Annotated in this window: 21 protein-coding genes; 12 read left to right on the top strand and 9 right to left on the bottom strand. The window is 66.8% G+C overall.

The annotated features are described in order from the left end of the window. The first annotated feature begins 11 nt into the window (after positions 1–11). From ACX12D_RS01290 to ACX12D_RS01280, 3 genes are all read left to right on the top strand, one after another. On the top strand, positions 12–590 hold the full coding sequence (locus ACX12D_RS01290) for a sigma-70 family RNA polymerase sigma factor (RefSeq protein WP_441640863.1): 579 nt from the start codon (positions 12–14) through the stop codon (positions 588–590). Between the two features lie 90 nt (positions 591–680). Next, positions 681–908 carry a zf-HC2 domain-containing protein gene (locus ACX12D_RS01285; RefSeq protein WP_441640864.1) on the top strand — a complete coding sequence of 76 codons (228 nt, stop codon included), beginning with the start codon at positions 681–683 and terminating at the stop codon, positions 906–908. After that, positions 905–1,132 carry a cysteine-rich CWC family protein gene (locus tag ACX12D_RS01280; protein ID WP_441640865.1) on the top strand — a complete coding sequence of 76 codons (228 nt, stop codon included), beginning with the start codon at positions 905–907 and terminating at the stop codon, positions 1,130–1,132. The genes ACX12D_RS01285 and ACX12D_RS01280 overlap by 4 nt, the downstream gene beginning before the upstream one ends. Here the strand turns inward: ACX12D_RS01280 and ACX12D_RS01275 are convergent, their stop codons facing one another. Continuing rightward, entirely contained in the window at positions 1,133–1,645 is a 513-nt protein-coding gene (locus ACX12D_RS01275; protein ID WP_441640866.1) for a DMT family transporter, read from the bottom strand. It lies immediately after the preceding gene. 94 nt (positions 1,646–1,739) lie between these two features. Between ACX12D_RS01275 and ACX12D_RS01270 the strand changes: the two genes are divergently transcribed. Further along, positions 1,740–2,675 (top strand): LysR family transcriptional regulator, encoded by a 936-nt coding sequence (locus ACX12D_RS01270; RefSeq protein ID WP_174426049.1) that lies wholly within the window; start codon positions 1,740–1,742, stop codon positions 2,673–2,675. Between the two features lie 35 nt (positions 2,676–2,710). On the opposite strand, the gene ACX12D_RS01265 is transcribed toward ACX12D_RS01270, so the two are convergent. After that, positions 2,711–3,190 (bottom strand): copper chaperone PCu(A)C, encoded by a 480-nt coding sequence (locus ACX12D_RS01265; protein WP_441640867.1) that lies wholly within the window; start codon positions 3,188–3,190, stop codon positions 2,711–2,713. Positions 3,191–3,404: 214 nt separating this feature from the next. Here ACX12D_RS01265 and ACX12D_RS01260 point away from each other — a divergent pair, with 214 nt between their 5' ends. Both ACX12D_RS01260 and ACX12D_RS01255 read left to right on the top strand, forming a co-directional pair. Beyond that, positions 3,405–4,808, top strand: coding sequence for an ATP-binding protein (locus tag ACX12D_RS01260; protein WP_459372620.1), 1,404 nt, complete (start codon positions 3,405–3,407; stop codon positions 4,806–4,808). Then, positions 4,805–5,428 carry a response regulator transcription factor gene (locus tag ACX12D_RS01255; protein ID WP_441640869.1) on the top strand — a complete coding sequence of 208 codons (624 nt, stop codon included), beginning with the start codon at positions 4,805–4,807 and terminating at the stop codon, positions 5,426–5,428. Before ACX12D_RS01260 ends, ACX12D_RS01255 begins: the two co-directional genes overlap by 4 nt. Position 5,429: 1 nt before the next feature. Here ACX12D_RS01255 and ACX12D_RS01250 read toward each other — a convergent pair whose 3' ends face one another. From ACX12D_RS01250 to ACX12D_RS01240, 3 genes are all read right to left on the bottom strand, one after another. Continuing rightward, on the bottom strand, positions 5,430–5,726 hold the full coding sequence (locus ACX12D_RS01250) for a hypothetical protein (RefSeq protein ID WP_441640870.1): 297 nt from the start codon (positions 5,724–5,726) through the stop codon (positions 5,430–5,432). A 198-nt stretch (positions 5,727–5,924) separates the two neighbouring features. After that, the gene (locus ACX12D_RS01245) at positions 5,925–6,128 is read right to left on the bottom strand and encodes a CsbD family protein (protein WP_183032171.1); all 204 of its coding nucleotides are present in this window, start codon (positions 6,126–6,128) and stop codon (positions 5,925–5,927) included. Positions 6,129–6,181: 53 nt separating this feature from the next. Next, complete coding sequence (locus ACX12D_RS01240; RefSeq protein WP_441640871.1) at positions 6,182–6,763, bottom strand: hypothetical protein; 582 nt, start codon at positions 6,761–6,763, stop codon at positions 6,182–6,184. Between the two features lie 224 nt (positions 6,764–6,987). Here ACX12D_RS01240 and ACX12D_RS01235 point away from each other — a divergent pair, with 224 nt between their 5' ends. Further along, positions 6,988–7,539 (top strand): YcnI family copper-binding membrane protein, encoded by a 552-nt coding sequence (locus ACX12D_RS01235; RefSeq protein WP_441640872.1) that lies wholly within the window; start codon positions 6,988–6,990, stop codon positions 7,537–7,539. A 96-nt stretch (positions 7,540–7,635) separates the two neighbouring features. On the opposite strand, the gene hslU is transcribed toward ACX12D_RS01235, so the two are convergent. The 4 genes from hslU to ACX12D_RS01215 form a co-directional block, all read right to left on the bottom strand. Beyond that, positions 7,636–8,967 (bottom strand): ATP-dependent protease ATPase subunit HslU, encoded by a 1,332-nt coding sequence (gene hslU / locus ACX12D_RS01230; RefSeq protein WP_441640873.1) that lies wholly within the window; start codon positions 8,965–8,967, stop codon positions 7,636–7,638. Positions 8,968–9,059: 92 nt separating this feature from the next. Further along, positions 9,060–9,596: an ATP-dependent protease subunit HslV gene (gene hslV, locus ACX12D_RS01225; protein ID WP_006162714.1), complete on the bottom strand. Its 537-nt coding sequence runs from the start codon at positions 9,594–9,596 to the stop codon at positions 9,060–9,062. Between the two features lie 242 nt (positions 9,597–9,838). Beyond that, positions 9,839–10,825 carry a tripartite tricarboxylate transporter substrate-binding protein gene (locus ACX12D_RS01220; RefSeq protein ID WP_459372619.1) on the bottom strand — a complete coding sequence of 329 codons (987 nt, stop codon included), beginning with the start codon at positions 10,823–10,825 and terminating at the stop codon, positions 9,839–9,841. 317 nt (positions 10,826–11,142) lie between these two features. Then, positions 11,143–12,042 (bottom strand): alpha/beta fold hydrolase, encoded by a 900-nt coding sequence (locus ACX12D_RS01215; RefSeq protein ID WP_441640875.1) that lies wholly within the window; start codon positions 12,040–12,042, stop codon positions 11,143–11,145. Between the two features lie 147 nt (positions 12,043–12,189). Between ACX12D_RS01215 and ACX12D_RS01210 the strand changes: the two genes are divergently transcribed. From ACX12D_RS01210 to ACX12D_RS01190, 5 genes are all read left to right on the top strand, one after another. Beyond that, on the top strand, positions 12,190–12,711 hold the full coding sequence (locus ACX12D_RS01210) for a Fur family transcriptional regulator (RefSeq protein ID WP_441640876.1): 522 nt from the start codon (positions 12,190–12,192) through the stop codon (positions 12,709–12,711). Positions 12,712–12,812: 101 nt separating this feature from the next. Then, on the top strand, positions 12,813–13,910 hold the full coding sequence (locus tag ACX12D_RS01205; protein WP_441640877.1) for a CobW family GTP-binding protein: 1,098 nt from the start codon (positions 12,813–12,815) through the stop codon (positions 13,908–13,910). Positions 13,911–14,226: 316 nt separating this feature from the next. Then, a complete protein-coding gene (dksA, locus tag ACX12D_RS01200; protein ID WP_441640895.1) occupies positions 14,227–14,913 on the top strand; it encodes an RNA polymerase-binding protein DksA in 687 nt (228 codons plus the stop codon). Positions 14,914–15,179: 266 nt separating this feature from the next. Continuing rightward, on the top strand, positions 15,180–16,487 hold the full coding sequence (gene zigA / locus ACX12D_RS01195) for a zinc metallochaperone GTPase ZigA (RefSeq protein ID WP_441640878.1): 1,308 nt from the start codon (positions 15,180–15,182) through the stop codon (positions 16,485–16,487). Then, positions 16,477–16,944, top strand: coding sequence for a hypothetical protein (locus tag ACX12D_RS01190; protein WP_441640879.1), 468 nt, complete (start codon positions 16,477–16,479; stop codon positions 16,942–16,944). Before zigA ends, ACX12D_RS01190 begins: the two co-directional genes overlap by 11 nt. Positions 16,945–17,065 lie beyond the last annotated feature (121 nt).

Below are 17,065 nucleotides of genomic sequence, written 5' to 3'. Positions count from 1 at the left end.
GCGGCAACACAATGAGCCTGCACCCCGACGATCTTAGCGCCCTGCGCCCCCATTTGCTGCGCTTTGCCCGCCTGCAACTGCGCGACCAGGCACTGGCCGAGGATACCGTCTCCGACACCCTGGTGGCCGCGCTGGAACACCCGGAGCGCTTCAGCGGCCAGTCCGCGCTGAAGACCTACCTCATCGGCATCCTCAAGCACAAGATCATCGATGCGCTGCGCAGCGGCCGGCGCGAAGTACGCCTGACGCTAGGCGGCGGCGACGAGGACGGCGAGGCGCAGTCGGATATCGACGCCTTCGACGCCCTGTTCGCCAAGAACGGCCACTACCATACGCCGCCCACCGACTGGGGCAACCCGGACCGCACGCTGGAGCGCCGCGAGTTCTTCGAGATCCTCCAGCTGTGCGTGGACAAGCTGCCCGCCAAGATCGGCCGGATTTTCATGATGCGGGAATGGCTGGAGCTGGAAACCGAAGAAATCTGTCAGGAACTCGAGATCACGACGACTAATGCCTGGGTCATGCTGTACCGAGCCCGCATGCGCCTGCGCGAGTGCCTGGAACTGAACTGGTTTGGGCACAAGGCGTGAGCGCCCGACGCTCGCCTGGCCTTGTCAGCAGGCCGGGGCAGCCAGGCAAGCTGCCCCGGCCCGAAACCGCCTCTCCGACCGAAGGAAGCCATGCCTGATACGCCATCCCGCCGCCGGCTGCTGCCAAACTGCCGCGAGATCCACCACCTGACCATGGAAAGCATGGACCGGCCGCTGAGCTGGTTCGAGCGTGTGCGCATGCGCGGGCACATGGCCATTTGCGACGCGTGCACCAATTTTTCGGGCCAGATGCGGCTGATGCGGACCGCCATGTCCCGGCTGGGCCAGGAAGACGAGCTGCCCAGGGACAAGCCGTGAGCGATCCGGCCACGGTGCTGACGGGGCAGTTGCGCCCCATCGAGCATTGCAGCGCCTGCGGCGCCGGCTTTGTCTGCGGCTATGCCGCCGGCCTGCCCCACTGCTGGTGCGCCACCCAGCCGCTGCTGCCCGCCCGCCAGATCGTGCCGGGCCAGCACTGCCTTTGCCCAGCCTGCCTGGCGCGCCGACGCGAGGCTGGCGGCCAGGCGCAAGCCAAAGGCTGATCAGTTCGCCGCCTGCGCTGGCGTTGCGCTGCCCGCGCCCGCCGCGGCGAACTGCATCACCACCACCCCCAGCACCACCAGCGCAGCGCCGGCCAGGCGCCCCGGCGTCACGGCGCGCGCCGCGAAGCCCGCGAGGCCGAACTGGTCCAGCAGCAGCGCGCCCACCATCTGCCCCGCCACCACCGCCGCCATAAAGCCGCCGGCGCCCAGGCGCGGGGACAGCACCAGCGCCACGGTAATGTAGAACACGCCCGCCACGCCGCCGGCCCAGATCCAGGCCGGCCCGCCCGCCGCCAGCGAGGGCAGCGGGACCTTCAGCAGCCACAGCAGCGGCAGCACCACCGCCAGGCTGACCAGCAGCGACACCAAGGTGGCCCACAGCGGATGGCCCAGGCTGCGCCCGAGCATGGCGTTGGCGCCGCCCTGGAAGGGAATCAGTGCCCCCGAAACGATGGTCACCAGGACAGGAACGAGGCCGGCAAGCGCCGGCGAAAAGTGATTGAGACCAGGCATTGAGGCATCTCCTTCGCCAAAAGTTGGATGCCTCAGTGTGAAATATTGCGCCGCGAATTACCAATTCTCGTTTCGTAGCGTTAATATGCGCCGCATGAATGATCTCCGCGGTATCGACCTGAACCTGCTGGTGGTGCTGGAAGCCCTGCTGGCCGAACGACATATTTCGCGCGCGGCGCTGCGCCTGCACCTCAGCCAGCCTGCGGTGAGCCACGCGCTGGGCCGCCTGCGCCAGTTGCTGGACGACCCTTTGCTGGTGCGCGGCCAGGGCGGCCTGGTGCCGAGCGCGCGCGCCCATGAACTGGCGGGCCCGTTGGCCGAGGCACTGGCGCAGGTGCGCATCCTGCTGGGGCCGTCCGGCTTTCAGCCCGCCACGGCGCGCCGCAGCTTCCGCCTGGCCATGTCCGACTACGGCGCCATGGCGCTGCTGCCCGGCCTGCTGCGCGCGGTGCGCAAGATCGCCCCGGGCATCGACCTGGTGGTCAGCCAGGCCAGCCGCGAAGCCATGACAGCCAAGGTCGCGGACGGCGAGATCGACCTGGCGCTAGGCGTGTTCGGGCAGCCCCCGGAAGGCGTGCACTGCACGGAGCTGTTCGAGGAAACCTATGCCTGCATGGTGGATGCGGCTACGGTGCGCGGCCTGGGCAAGCTCGACCAGGTGGCGTACCTGGCCCGCTCGCATGTGCTGGTGGCGGCCCACAGCGAGCGCGTGGATGCCATCGACGCCGCCGTGGCCAAGGTGGGCGGGCGGCGCAAGATTGCCTGCGTGCTGCCCCACTGGAGCGTGGCGCCAGCGCTGATTGCCGGCACCAACCTGGTCCTGACCACGGCGCGCCGCAGCCTGGCCGCGTTCGAGGAGGACCCGCGCTTCGCAGTGTTCGATCCGCCCTTCCCCCTGCCGGGCTTTGGCTTCAGCCTGATCTGGCACGACCGTACCGACGCCGATCCCGGCCATAGCTGGCTGCGCGACCGCGTGATCGCGGTGGCCGCAGGCGACGAGCCGGACGACGCGATCAGCCTGCGCAGCTAGGCAGCCCGGCTGGCTGCCTGTACGGCTTCAGTGCTTCAGTGCTTGTGGTCACCGTGCGCGCCGGCGGCCGGCGCCGTTGCGGTGAGGTCGCGCACTTCGGCGTCCACCTTCTGCTCGGTCACCTTGCCGCCCTGCTCGATCTTGAGCGTCAGCGGCACGGTGTCACCCTTCTTCAGCGGCGCCTTGAGGCCCATCAGCATCACGTGATAGCCGCCCGGCTTGAGCTCGACGTCCTGCATGCGGGGCAGGTCGAGCGCGCCGATGGCGCGCATGCGCATCACGTTGCCATCCATCTTCATCTCATGCACTTCGGCCGTGGCGGCCGCCGGCGTACTGACGCCGATCAGCTTGGCGGGCTCGTGCGCGTGCAGGGTCATGAAGACGCCGGTGGCGGTCTGCGCCGGCACGGTGCCGCGCGCCCAGGCGTTGCTGACATCGACCTGGGCGAAAGCCGCGGTCGAGCACAGCGCGGCGAGCAGGGCGGTGGGCACCGCGGCGAGGAATCTGGCTTGCATCTGGACTATCTCCACTGAGATTCAAAGGACTGCACAAAGAGAACATTAGACCATGACACCCCTGGCGACGTGAGCCAGGCGGCGCAAATCGAGGAACCGGCCGGTTGGCGGTCCGGCAGCGAACCGTTCAGTCTGGCAGCGGCCCCGGCACCAACCAATGCGGCACGGTGTCGCACGCGGCAGGCCGGGCGCCGGTCGTTGTTAAACTCGCGGCATGGATACCATCGCAGCCGTGCCGCCAGACACGGCCCCCTCCCGCCCCGGCTCTGCCACGAGCATCATCCCGGTCCGCCACAACCTGATGAGCCTGCGCCGCCTGTTCTGGCTGCGCTGGGCGCTGATGGGCGGGCAAGCGGTGCTGCTGGTCTCGTGCGAGGCCGTGGCCGGCGTGATCCTGCCGTACAGCCCCCTGCTGGCGATCCTTTCGCTGCAAGCGGTGTTCAACCTGCTCACCGGCCTGCGTCTGCGCATGCACACCAGCCGCGGCGCCATGCCGAGCGACGCCGAGCTGATGGGCCAGCTGATGGTCGACCTGACGGCGCTGTCGGCCAACCTGTTCTTCACCGGCGGCGCGACCAATCCTTTTGTCTCGTTCTACCTGCCGGGCCTGGCGATCGCCGCCGCCATCCTGCCGTGGCGCAACGTGATCGCGCTCGCCGCCTACGCGATGGCCTGCTACAGCCTGATGCTGATCGAGTATGTGCCGCTGAACCTGCACAACCCGGACAACGCCATCAACTATCACCTGGCCGGCATGTGGCTCAATTTTGTCGCCAGCGCCACCATGATCGCGGTCTTCGTGGCGCGCCTGTCCGGCGTGCTGCGCCAGCGCGACGCGGAGCTCAACCTGGCGCGCGAACAGTTGCTGCGCGACGCGCGCATCGAAGCGCTGAACGACCAGGCCGCGGCGGTCGCCCACGAGATCGGCACGCCGCTGGCCACGCTGGCGGTCATCGCCGGCGAGCTGCGCGCCGATGCGGCGGACCCGCGCCTGGCCACCACGCAAGTGTCCGCCTACCTGCCGGACCTGCAAACCATGGAACAACAGCTCGAGCTGTGCAAATCGATCCTGGCCCGCCTGCGCGACGACCACGAGACCGCGGCGGCGCAGCGCATCGATGCGTGGCTGGACGGCTATGTGGAGCGCTGGCAATTGCGCCACCCCCATGCCCGCCTGGAAGCCAATGCCATTGGCGACGCCGCGGCCCTGCCGGTGGAGGCCGCGCGCGTGGGGCAGATCCTGACAATCCTGCTGGACAACGCCGCGCGCAGCCAGCTGGCCGCGGGGCACGAGCAGATACCGCTGCGCCTGGCCATCGCGCTGGAGGACGATCGCGCGCTGCCGACGCTGATCTTCCGCGTCACCGACCGCGGCCTGGGCATCCCAAAATCCCAGCGCGCGCGCCTGGGCGAAGCACCGATGACCAGCATGCATGGCGGCCAGGGCATCGGCGTGTACCTGGCGCAAAGCGCGGCCCTGCAGATGGGCGGCCGGCTGGCCTGGCATGACCACCATGAGGGCGGCACCGTGGCCGAGCTGCGCCTGCCCGCGCCCTCCCTGGCAGCCTTACCGGCCGCCACACCGTTTGCCTCACCCCTGACAACGAGCCCGCGATGACTGACGCCCTCCACGATCCCGCCGCCGCTGGCGCACAGCCCGGCGCCAGCGATGCCGCTCCCTTCCTGGTCGTCGACGACGATGCCGTGTTCGCCGGCGCGCTGGCGCGTGCGCTGACGCGCCGCGGCTATGCCGTGCAGATCGCCCACAACCGGCAGCAGGCGCTCGCGCTAGCCGCGCAAACGCCCTTTGCCTACATCACGCTGGACCTGCACCTGAGCGCGCCGCCGGAAGCCGGCAACACCGCGCCAGCCGAATCTGGCCTGCAGCTGGTCGCGCCGCTGCGCGCGGCGTTGCCCGATGCGCGCATCCTGGTGCTGACGGGCTATGCGAGCATTGCCACCGCGGTGGCCGCGGTCAAGCATGGTGCCGATGAGTATCTGGCCAAGCCGGCCAATGTGGATTCGATCCTGACCGCGCTGATGGCCGGCATATCGGAAGACGCGGCCGAAGCCGCCATGGAAGAGCCGGTGCCGCTATCGGTGGCCCGGCTGGAGTGGGAACACATCCAGCGCGTCCTGTCCGAGCATGAGGGCAATATCTCGGCCACCGCGCGCGCGCTCAATATGCACCGGCGCACGCTGCAGCGCAAACTGGGCAAGCGGCCGGTATCGCGCTAGCTCAGAGGCGCAGCTGCACGTAGTCCCAGTCCAGGTCTTCTTCCCGCCCAGGGGCTTGCTCGGCAATGCGCAGCGCGTCGCTGGCATGGCGGTCGGCGCGCGAGCCGAGATCGCCGGCTTGCACGGCCAGTTCCACCGCGGCCCTCGGTGCGGTGCTGGCCAACACGGCGCGCTTCGCCACCACCGGCGCGCTCGCCTGGCGAAGTACGGGCGCGGCCTCCGGGCGCACGCAGAGAAAGACAGTTGCCGCGGCAAGGCCGCACAGTACGCCGAACGAGGACAGTAGCTCGCGTTTCATTTCGTTTCTCCTGCCAGGTTGGTGGTTGAAAATGCGGGTGCAAATCGGCCGGCTACGATCCTTCGATCGTGCCGGCCGCCACTTTGGCATTGCATCGCAACACGCACCAGCGTGCTTACGAATGCTTACCTGTCTTACGCTTCTCTTTACCAGCGTGTCTTATCCGCGTCTCTTACCAACGTCTCTTGGTAGCGTCTCTTACCAGCGTGAATCACGCTCCCACGCCTTCAACTCCTCTTCGACACGCTCCTTGGTGTAGCCATAGCGCTCCTGGATCCGGCCGGCAAGCTGGTCGCGCTTGCCCTGGATCTGGGTAAGGTCGTCGTCGGTGAGCTGGCCCCACTTTTCCTTGACCTTGCCCTTGGCCTGGTCCCATTTGCCTGCGATCTGATCCCAATTCATGGTTGCTTCCTCTATCGTGGATGGGTGACATGCCGACTTGGCGTGCTGGCCAGTTACTTGGCGTACTTGGTCTTCACGTCAGCCACGCACTTGTCCTTGGCATCGCCGGACAGTGCATCGCACTTTTGCTTGTCTGCCTTGTAGGCGGCGTCCACGGTGTCCTTCTTGGCGTCGGCGCGCGCTTCGGCTACGTCGGTGCTGGTGCCGGTGGCGGCAGCCTTCTCGACCTTGGCCGAACCCAGGGCCCGCTCGTGGGCAACCTTGGCTTCCTTCACGCACACGGCCTTGTCATTGCCCTTTACGTCCTCGCATTTTTCCTTGGCCACGCTGTAGTCGGCATCGGCCTTGACCTTGTCCGCCTTGGCGCGCGCCTTGGCCGTGCCATCGCGGGTCGCTTCGGCGTTAGCCTTGGCCACGTCCTCGTCGCGCTTGGCTTCCTTCACGCACACGTCCTTGGCGTTGTCCTTGAGGCTGTCGCACTGGGCGCGCGCGGCCTTGTAGTTGGCGCTGGCGGTCTTCACGGCCGCGTCGTAGTCCGCTTTGGAACCTGCGGGTGCGCCATGCGCCAGCGTGAAGGCGGCAGGGCCGGCAAACATCATCGAACACACTGCTGCGCTCAGCCATTTCTTCATCATGTCGTGCTCCTTTTTCAGTGGCGGATATTGTGGGAGGGCGATCTCGCTCTTGGCCTTTGCCAAGTGCGATCCGCGTTTGCCCACTCCGTATGTACAGAGTACGCATGGGCGCCTCCGAAAATCAGGCGTGGCACTCCGAAAGCCGCGTAAGACAAATCCGACATGATTTCCGGGACACACGATGCCTGCGGCGCTAGACTGACGCGCTTCCCAGGAGAATCCACATGACCGCATCCCGCCTGCTGCCCGCAGTGACCATCGCGCTGGCCTCGCTTGGCGCAAGCTGGACGCCCGCCGCGTTCGCGCACATCGTGTTCGAGCAAAAGGCCGCGGCGGCAGGCAGCTACTTCAAAGGCGCGCTGATGGTGGGCCATGGCTGCAACGGCAGCGCCACCCGCGCCATCACCGTGACCATCCCGGAAGGCGTGCAAGGCGCCCATCCGCAGCCCAAGGCAGGCTGGCAACTGGAAGTGAAACGCGCGCCGCTGGCCAAGCCTTATGCCTCGCACGGCAAGACCGTGAGCGAGGATGTGCGCACGCTGCGCTGGTTTGCCGGCTCGCTGGCCGACGCGCACTTCGATGAGTTCGTGATGCTGATGAAGCTGCCCGAGCAGGCCGGCAAGCTGTATTTCCCGGTGGTGCAGGAATGCGAGGACGGCCGTACCGAATGGACGCAGATCCCCGCGGATGGCCAGAGCCTGCGCGAGCTGAAGACGCCGGCGGCAGAGCTGGAGCTGACCGCGCCGATGCCGGCGGGGCATGCGCACGCGCACTGAGCGGGCGCATTGCCAGACGGCAAAAGGGCAAAGGGCGCACCGAAGTGCGCCCTTTGCCGTCTGGATCGTCTGGATGCCGCTGAACCGGGCTAAGGCTTACAGCACGTAGCGCGACAGGTCCTCGTTGCCGGCCAGGTCGCCCAGGCGCTCATCCACATAGGCCGCGTCGATGGTGACCGTCTCGCCCGATGACTTGGTGGCATGGAAGGACAGGTCCTCCAGCAGCCGCTCCATCACCGTGTACAAGCGGCGCGCGCCGATGTTCTCGACCTTCTCGTTGACCGAGAAAGCGATCTCTGCCAGGCGGCGGATGCCATCCGGCGCGAACACCAGCTGCACCTGCTCGGTGTTCAACAGCGCCTGGTATTGCTTGGTCAGGCTGGCGTCGGTCTGCGTCAGGATGGCTTCGAAGTCGGAGACCGACAGTGATTCCAGCTCGACGCGGATCGGGAAGCGCCCTTGCAGCTCGGGGATCAGGTCGCTCGGCTTGGACAGGTGGAAGGCGCCCGAGGCAATGAACAGGATGTGATCGGTCTTGATCATGCCGTACTTGGTGTTCACCGTGGTGCCCTCGACCAGCGGCAGCAGGTCGCGCTGCACGCCCTGGCGCGACACTTCGGCGCCGCCCACGTCGCTGCGGCTGGCGATCTTGTCGATCTCGTCCAGGAACACGATGCCGTTCTGCTCGACGTTGCCGACCGCCTTGTGCTTGACCTCTTCGTCATTGAGCAGCTTGGCGGCTTCTTCGTCGATCAGCAGCTTGAAGGCTTCGTGCACCTTCATCTTGCGGCGCGCCTTCTTGCCCTGGCCCAGGCCGGCAAACATGGTGCGGATCTGCTCGGTCATGTCTTCCATGCCCGGGGGACCCATGATGTCCATGTTCGGCGAGCCGGCGGCAACCTCAAGCTCGATCTCCTTGTCGTCGAGCTGGCCTTCGCGCAGCTTCTTGCGAAACACCTGGCGCGTGTTGGAATCCTTTTCCTCGGGCTGATTGAAGCCGATATCGCGCGGCGGCGGCAGCAGCACGTCGAGCAGGCGGTCCTCGGCGGCTTCCTCGGCCTTGGCGCGCACCTTCTTCATTTCGGATTCGCGCGCCTGCTTGACCGCCATCTCCGCGAGGTCGCGCACGATGGTGTCCACGTCGCGGCCGACATAGCCCACCTCGGTGAACTTGGTGGCCTCGATCTTGATGAACGGCGCATCGGCCAGCTTGGCCAGGCGACGCGCGATCTCGGTCTTGCCGACGCCGGTCGGCCCGATCATCAGAATGTTCTTGGGCGTGATTTCCTGGCGCAGGGGCTCTTCCACCTGCTGGCGGCGCCAGCGATTGCGCAGCGCAACCGCTACCGCCTTCTTGGCCTTGTTCTGGCCGATGATGTGCTTGTCGAGTTCGGAAACAATTTCCGACGGGGTCATGGTATGCGACATGGTATCCGTTCAGAGGAAGACGACGGACCGGAGCGGTAAGGCATCCGGGCCCAGGCGGCCGTGCGTCAGGTCATTGCGCAGCCGGCCGACGCTCATTCCAGCGTCTCGATGACGAAATTGGTGTTGGTGTAGATGCAGAGCTCGCCGGCAATGCCCAGCGACTTCTCGACGATGTCCTTGGGCGAAAGCTCGGTGTTCTCCACCAGCGCCTTGGCGGCCGACTGGGCGTAGGCGCCGCCCGAGCCAATCGCGGCCACGCCGCCTTCGGGGTCGAGCACATCGCCGTTGCCGGTGATCACCAGCGTGGTGTCGCGGTCGGCGGTGATCAGCATGGCCTCGAGCCGGCGCAGCGCGCGGTCCGAGCGCCAGTCCTTGGCGAGGTCGACGGCGGCGCGGGTCAGGTTGCCCTGGTACTTCTCCAGCTTGGCCTCGAAGCGGTCGAGCAGCGAGAAGGCATCGGCGGTGCTGCCGGCGAAGCCAACCAGTACCTTGCCGTTGTAGATGCGGCGGACCTTGCGGGCAGTGCCCTTCATCACAATATTGCCAAGTGTGACCTGGCCGTCACCGCCAACTGCAACCTGGTTGCCGCGCCGGACGCTGACGATGGTAGTGCCGTGATACTGTTCCATGATGGCTTCGCGAGAATGTGTCAGGGAGGTAGGTGGCGACGGCTGCGGTGAATTCAAGGGCCGCCGCAAGCGGCCCTCCGTGCGCATCCGTTGCCGCACCGAAGGCAACCAGAACAATATAGACGAGGCGGCGTTGGCCGCGCGCGGCCAACGCCGCTGGAAGACAAAAGGCCACGCATTGCGCGTGGCCTTTTTACCGTCCGCGGGCGGGTGCCAGCGGAGGAGCCGGATATGGCGTCCGGTCAGTCTGCGTAGACGCCGGCCTTCTTGATCACCGGGCTCCACTTGCCGATTTCCCCGGCCAGGAAGACCTTCAGCGATTCCGGCGTGGCGCGCTGCGCGGGCACGGCTTCGGCGCCCAGCTCCGCCATCTTGGCGCGGAAGTTGGGGTCCGTGACCGCCTTTTGCAGCGCTGCCGAGAGCTTGTCCACCACCGGCTTGGGCGTGCCCTTGGGCGCGTACATGGCGTGCCAGATCTTCACTTCGACGCCCGGCAGGCCTTGCTCGGCGGCCGTCGGGATGTCCTTGAAGGCTTCCACGCGGCGGCTCTGCATGGCGGCGTACGGCTTGAGCGCCCCCGCCTTGAGCTGGCCAGCGATATTGGTGGTCTGGTCGCACATCAGGTTGACCTGGCCGCCCAGGATATCGGTCAGCGCCGGCGCCGTGCCCTTGTAGGGCACCGTGGTCAGGTCGGTCTGGATCGCGCTCAGGAAGAGCAGGCCGCACAGGTGCGAGGCCGAGCCGATGCCCGCGTTGGCCAGCGACAGCTTGCTGGCATTGGCTTTGATATAGGGCAGCAATTCCTTGAAGTTGGCGGGCGGCAGGTTCTTGTTGCCAATCATCACCATCGGCACGTCGGCGATCTCGCCCACGGTTTCGAAGTCCTTGAGCGGATCGAAGCCGAGGTTGCGGTACAGCGCCGGCGCGGTGGACATGCCGATATGGTGGATCAGGATGGTGTAGCCGTCTCCCTTGGCCTGCGCGACCTTCTTGGCGCCGATGGTGCCGCCGGCGCCGCCCAGGTTCTCGATCACCATCGTGGTACCCAGGTGCTTGGACATGATCATGACCAGCTCGCGCGAGACCTTGTCGGTAGGGCCGCCCGCGGCAAAAGGCACCACCACCGATACCGGCTTGCTGCCAGGGAATTCCTCTGCCTGCGCGCCCGCATGCACTCCCATTACGCCGACCGTCAGCGCGGCAGCCACAAACTGTGCAACTCGTTTCATGCTATCTCCTGGATACCCTTCTATTCCCGTCCCGACACTGCCCCGGCCGGAGTGGCGCGCCCTGTCGGGTGCTGCCATTCCTGCGCTGCCGGCCCGATCCGGGCGGCAGCGCCGACCATGACGCGGGCACAGCGCATATGGCCGCCGCGGCTTGGGCCGCGCGACCGGAGCGCAATGCTATCAATGTCGAAAAGTGGCAAATATCCGGAATAACCCGCTAAGACATTTCTTCGCAAAGGTACGCTAAATGTATCGAACTCGACGCAGCCTGCGGGAATCGGTGCTCAACAGGAGAACCACGGGAGGCCAACGAAAGATCAACAGAAGAAGCCGAGCATTTCCTCCTGCAGCACCCCGGGCGCCTCCTCCGGGATGTAATGCCCGCAGGGCACCGCGCGGCCGCTGACGTCGCTCGCCACCTCCTGCCACAGCGCCAACGGCTCGAAGCAACGCGCCACCACGCCATGCTCGCCCCACAGCACGCGCAGCGGGCAATCCAGCCGGCGGCCATCCGTGCGGTCCGCCCGGTCATGGTCCAGGTCGATGGTGGCTGCCGCGCGGTAGTCCTCGCACATGGCGTGCACGTGGGCCGGATCGCGCATGGCGGCGGTGTAGGCGGCCATCGCCTCGGGCGCGAACGGGCTCAGCCCGGCGTGGCGCAGGCCCATCAGCTTGTTGAGGTAGAACTCCGGCTCCGCGTTGATCAGCGTTTCCGGGAACGGCGCCGGCTGGATCAGGAAGAACCAGTGCCAATAGGCGGCGGCAAATGCCATGCTGGTGCGCTCGTACATGGCCAGCGTGGGAGCGATGTCCAGCAGCATGGCGCGCGTGACCCGGCTGGGATGGTCCGCGATCAGCCGGTGCGCCACGCGCGCGCCGCGGTCATGGGCGCATAGTGCGAAGCGGTCGAAACCCAGCTGCGCCATCACCGCCACCTGGTCCTGCGCCATCGCGCGCTTGCTGTAGGTCTCGAAGCCGGCCGTGCCCGGCGGCGCGCTGCTGCTCCCATAGCCGCGCAGGTCGGTGGCGATCACGGTGAAGTGGTCGGCCAGCGCGGGTGCCACCTTGTGCCAGATCAGGTGGCTCTGGGGATGGCCATGCAGCAGCAACAGCGGCGGCCCGGAGCCGCCGCGCACGCCGGCGATCCCCACGTCGCCGATGTGCAGGCGAAAGGGCTCGAAATTGGGGAACAGCAGGGCGCTGGCGTCGTTCTGCATGCGGTGTCTCCTCGGGTCTCGGGGGCCTGCTGGCGATGATAGACGCAAACCGCGGGCGCGATGGGGCGCACGCTGCTGACGGCCGCCAGGGCGCCGAGTTGACGCAACTGAATTGCATCACCCGGGGCACTATGGTTAAATCGGCCCATGAGCAGCAGCCCCTCCCCCACCCAGGCCATGCCTGGACCCGCCATGCCCCCCGCGCCGGCCATCCTGGACGCCGCCCACGAACGCCTGCGCGAGCTGGGCGCGCGTGTGACCCAGCCGCGCCTTGGCATCCTGGCATGCCTGATGGAAAGCCATGAGCCGCTGACCCACCAGGCCGTGATCGACCGCATGCCGGCCGATGGCGAAGCGATCGACCGCGTGACCGTGTACCGCGTGCTCGACTGGCTGGTCGAGCAAGGGCTGGCCCAGAAGCGGGCCGGCCACGACCGGGTCTTCCGCTTCAGCCTGGTCGAGCATGAGGCCGCGCGCGCACAGGTGCACCGGCAGCACAGCCACTTCCATTGCAACCGCTGTGACCGCACTTTCTGCCTGGACGGCGTCAGCGCGCCGGCGCAAGCCGCGCCCAAGGTGCCGAGCGGCTTTGCCGTGGAGCATGTGGAGCTGACCGTGAACGGCGTTTGCGCCGAATGCGGCGCACGCACCCCTGGCAAGCATGGCTGAGCGGCGTCACCGCCCGCTCGCTAGACGAACGAACAAGTTATCCAAACCCGACTTACCCCGCGCACGACAGGCCAAAGCGGCATCCCTTCCCGGAGAAAACAATGTCTAAACTGATCCCGGTCACGATCCTGACCGGCTTCCTCGGCAGCGGCAAGACCACCCTGCTCAAGCGCATCCTGAGCGAGCAGCACGGCATGAAGATCGCCGTGATCGAAAACGAGTTCGGCGAAGAGAACATCGACAACGAGATCCTGGTGCAGGATGGCCGCGAGCAGATCGTGCAGATGAGCAACGGCTGCATCTGCTGCACCATCCGCGGCGACCTGGTGGCAGCGCTGTCGCAACTGATGACCCGCCGCGACGCCGGCGAGATCGATTTCGACCGCGTCGTGATCGAAACCACGGGCGTGGCCAATCCGGGCCCGGTGGCCCAGACCTTCTTCATGGACGACGAGATCGCCCAGCGCTACCTGCTGGACGCCGTGATCACCCTGGTGGATGCCAAGCACGCCCACCATCAGCTCGACAAGCAGGAAGAAGCCCAGCGCCAGGTTGGCTTTGCCGACGCCATCTTCGTCACCAAGGCCGACCTCGTGGCGGAAGGCGAGATCGCCGACCTGCGCCACCGCCTGCTGCACATGAACCCGCGCGCGCCCGTGCGCACGGCGCATTTCGGCGAGGCGCCGATCGACACAATCTTTGACCTTCGGGGCTTCAATCTGAACGAAAAGCTGGAAATCGACCCGGATTTCCTGCGTGCCGAGGCCGAAGAGCACGATCACGACCATGCGCACGAGCACGCGCATGGCGACCATTGCGCCGATGACTGCGGCCATGACCATCATGACCACCACGATCACGGTCATGATCACAAGCACGACCATCACCATCACCACCACCACACCGACCGCATCGGCTCCTTCGTCTTCCGCAGCGAAAAACCCTTCAATTACGCCAAGCTGGAGGAATTCCTGTCTGGCATCCTGTCGGTCTATGGGGAAAACCTGCTGCGCTACAAAGGCGTACTCTATATGGACGCGGTGGACCGGAAAGTGGTCTTCCAGGGCGTGCATCAGCTGATGGGCAGCGATATCGGTGCAAAATGGGGCGAAGAAACCCCCGGCACCAAGATGGTCTTCATTGGCCTGGACCTGCCCAAGGACGCCATCCTGAAGGGCCTGGCCACCTGCCTGGCCTGAAGCCGGCAGGCTGCGCCGCCCGCCCTGCCGCCCCCCCTCGTCGGAGGGGGGCTGGGATATCAGGGAAAACTCCCCGCTTTTCTCCCATATCTCCAAAATTTTTGTTCAAGTACAATAGGCTGGATTTAGTGCGGGGAACGTAGTCTTTTGGCCATTTGGTCATTTGGCGATGGTGCCCGCAATGCAGGGCGGCGGTCGTCGTCAGCATGAGGCGGGCTGCCGGCAGGTGCGGTCGCAGTGCTTTATGCGGAGACCGCCCTCCGCTCGGGGCACCCGTCACGCGCCGTCATCGATCGACGCGAGAGAGAGGTGTCCCATGGTAGCCGCAACGAAAACGAAACAAAGCCGCAGCAAAAGCAGCAGCGCTGCGGCCGAGACGCTGAAGGCGCAGTCCATGGAGGCTGCGCCTGCTCCCCGCGGCAGTACGGCGCACGCCGGTGCGGGCGAGGCCAAGGGAGGCACGCACAGCAGCCAGTCTGCAGCCAGCCAGAGCGAAACCTCCGCGCCGCGCAAGCGGCCGGACACTGCACCCGAGCGGACCAAGACGCCGCCGGTCGCACCAACAAGAGAATCAGCAGCAACCATGAGCAGCAATAAACTTCTGACTGAAGCTGAAATCCTGAAGATGGGCGACAAGGATTACATGAACGAAGCGCAGCTCGGCTTCTTCAAACATCGCCTTGAGCAGCTGCGCGACGATATCCTGAAAAACGCCGACCAGACCACCGAGCACCTGCGCGAAACGGTCATCGTGCCGGATCCCGCCGACCGCGCCACCATCGAAGAAGAGCACGCGCTGGAACTGCGCACGCGCGACCGCGAGCGCAAGCTGCTCAAGAAAGTCGAGCAATCGCTGGCCCGCATCGAGTCCGGCGACTACGGCTGGTGCGAGGAAACCGGCGAGCCGATCGGCGTGCCGCGCCTGCTGGCCCGGCCCACCGCCACGCTGTCGCTGGAAGCCCAGCAACGCCGCGAACTGCGCCAGAAGCTGTTCGGCGACTGATTCGGCGACTGCCCGGGGCTGTCGCCCCGCGCGCCAGACGGCCCGGTTCTCCGGGCCGTTTTGTTTGAGCGGCACGACACCTGCAGGCATCGCCTGCCATTCATCATTCGCCTTTGTGGTGTCACAGGCACGGGCCTATCATTAGGAACGGCGGGATTCGTGCGGCCATCGCGCTCCCCGAATTGCCTGCTTTCCCCCTTGCTTTCTGATACAGTCGCAACTTTGTTGCAATAACACGCGCCCCAACCCCGGCGCGACTCGATGCCATGGCCGATCGCCTGCCCGTCACCGTGCTGTCCGGATTCCTCGGTGCCGGCAAGACAACCCTGCTCAATCATGTTCTGGCCAACCGCGAAGGCAAGCGGGTGGCAGTGATCGTCAACGACCTGGCCGACGTCAACATCGACGCCCGCCTGCTTGGCGACGGCATGCTGGCGCAGGCTGGCGAGCGCCTGATCGAGCTGACCAATGGCTGCATCTGCTGCACGCTGCGCGAGGACCTGCTGACCGAGATCGGCAAGCTGGCACGCGAGGGCCGCTTCGATTACCTGCTAGTCGAGTCGACCGGGGTCGCCGAGCCGCTGCCCATCGCGGAGACCTTCACCTTCGAGGATGAGCAAGGCGTGGCACTGGACACCGTTGCCCGCCTGGATACCATGGTGACGGTAGTCGATGCCGCGCACTTCCTGCAAGACTTCAACGAAGCCGACTTCCTCCAGGACCGTGGCCAGGCGCGCGACGAGGACGACGACCGCACGGTGGTCGACCTGCTGATCGAGCAGGTCGAATTCTGCGACGTGATCGTGCTCAACAAGCTCGACCTCGTCAGCGAGGCCGAGCGCGAGCGCCTCGCCGGCATCCTGCATTCGCTCAACCCGCGCGCGGCCATCGTGCCGGCCAGCTTCGGCAAGGTACCGCTGGACAGCATCCTCGACACCGGCCGCTTCGACTTCGACGCCGCCGCCGCCGCCCCGGGCTGGCTGGCGGAACTGCGCGGCGAACACGTACCGGAGAGCGAAGCCTACGGCATCGGCAGCTTCGTCTACCGCCGCCGCCGCCCCTTCCATCCGCAGCGCTTCGCCGACCTGATCCACACCGAATGGCTGCGCGAGCATGGCAATGTGCTGCGCTCCAAGGGCTTCTTCTGGCTGGCCACGCGCATGCACGCAGCCGGCACCTGGGGCCAGGCAGGCGGCGTGTGCCGCCACGGCGGTGCTGGCGCCTGGTGGGCCGCGCTGGATTCGTCCGAATGGCCGGACGACGAAGCAGGCCGCGCCGAGCTCGAAGCCGATATGACCGTGGATGGCAAACCCGCGCCCTTCGGCGACCGGCGCCAGGAACTGGTGCTGATCGGCCAGGACCTTGACCGCCCCGCGCTCGAAGCGCTGCTGGACGCCTGCCTGCTGACCGACGCGGAAATGGCTGCCGGCCCGGATGCCTGGGCGCAGTACGCCGACCCGTTCCCGAGCTGGGACGACGGCCTGGACGATGACGGCCACGAGCATGGCGACGACTGCGGTTGCGATGACCACGGCCACGATCACGGCCACAATCACGGCGGGCATGGCCACTGACGCCGTTCGGCCCTGGCAGCGCCTGCAGCGCTGGCGCGAGCGCGGCCTCGGCCTATGGCCGGCGCTCTGGCTGGCGCTGTGCCTGCTGCTGGCCCAGCATGCCGGGCTGACGCACCGCATTCATCACGGCGGGCTGTTCAGCCCGGCGCTGCAGGCCGCCGCCAGCAACCGCGAGGCTGCCCTGCCTGTTACCGGCGCCGACGACAACGAGATCCATGTCACCGATAGCGCCCGGGCCGATCCCGGCCTGCCGCTCTCGCTCAAGCTGGCGGGGCACTTCTGCGTCTTGTTCGACGGCGCCACGGTGGCCGCCAGCCATTGCGGCACGCCGGTCATGCCGGCGCTCACGCACCTGCAGTCGCCGGTGCCGTTCAGCGTGGGCTGGCGCCGGCCCGACCTGCAACATCCCCAGCCTTTCCGCTCGCGCGCCCCTCCGGCCGTTCACGCTCTCGCCTGAAACCCGGGCCGCGGCTGCCAAGCCGCCGCCCGCCGCCTGCCGCATCGCGCCGCGCTCCTGAACCTTGCTGCCCGCCGCCGTCCCGCGCATTTTGCGCGGCACGGCGTGCGGCCGGCATCCG

Source organism: Cupriavidus sp. PET2-C1 (genome assembly GCF_054515855.1).
The sequence above is the reverse complement of the archived record's forward strand: the minus strand, read 5'-3'. Positions and strand labels throughout refer to the sequence as shown.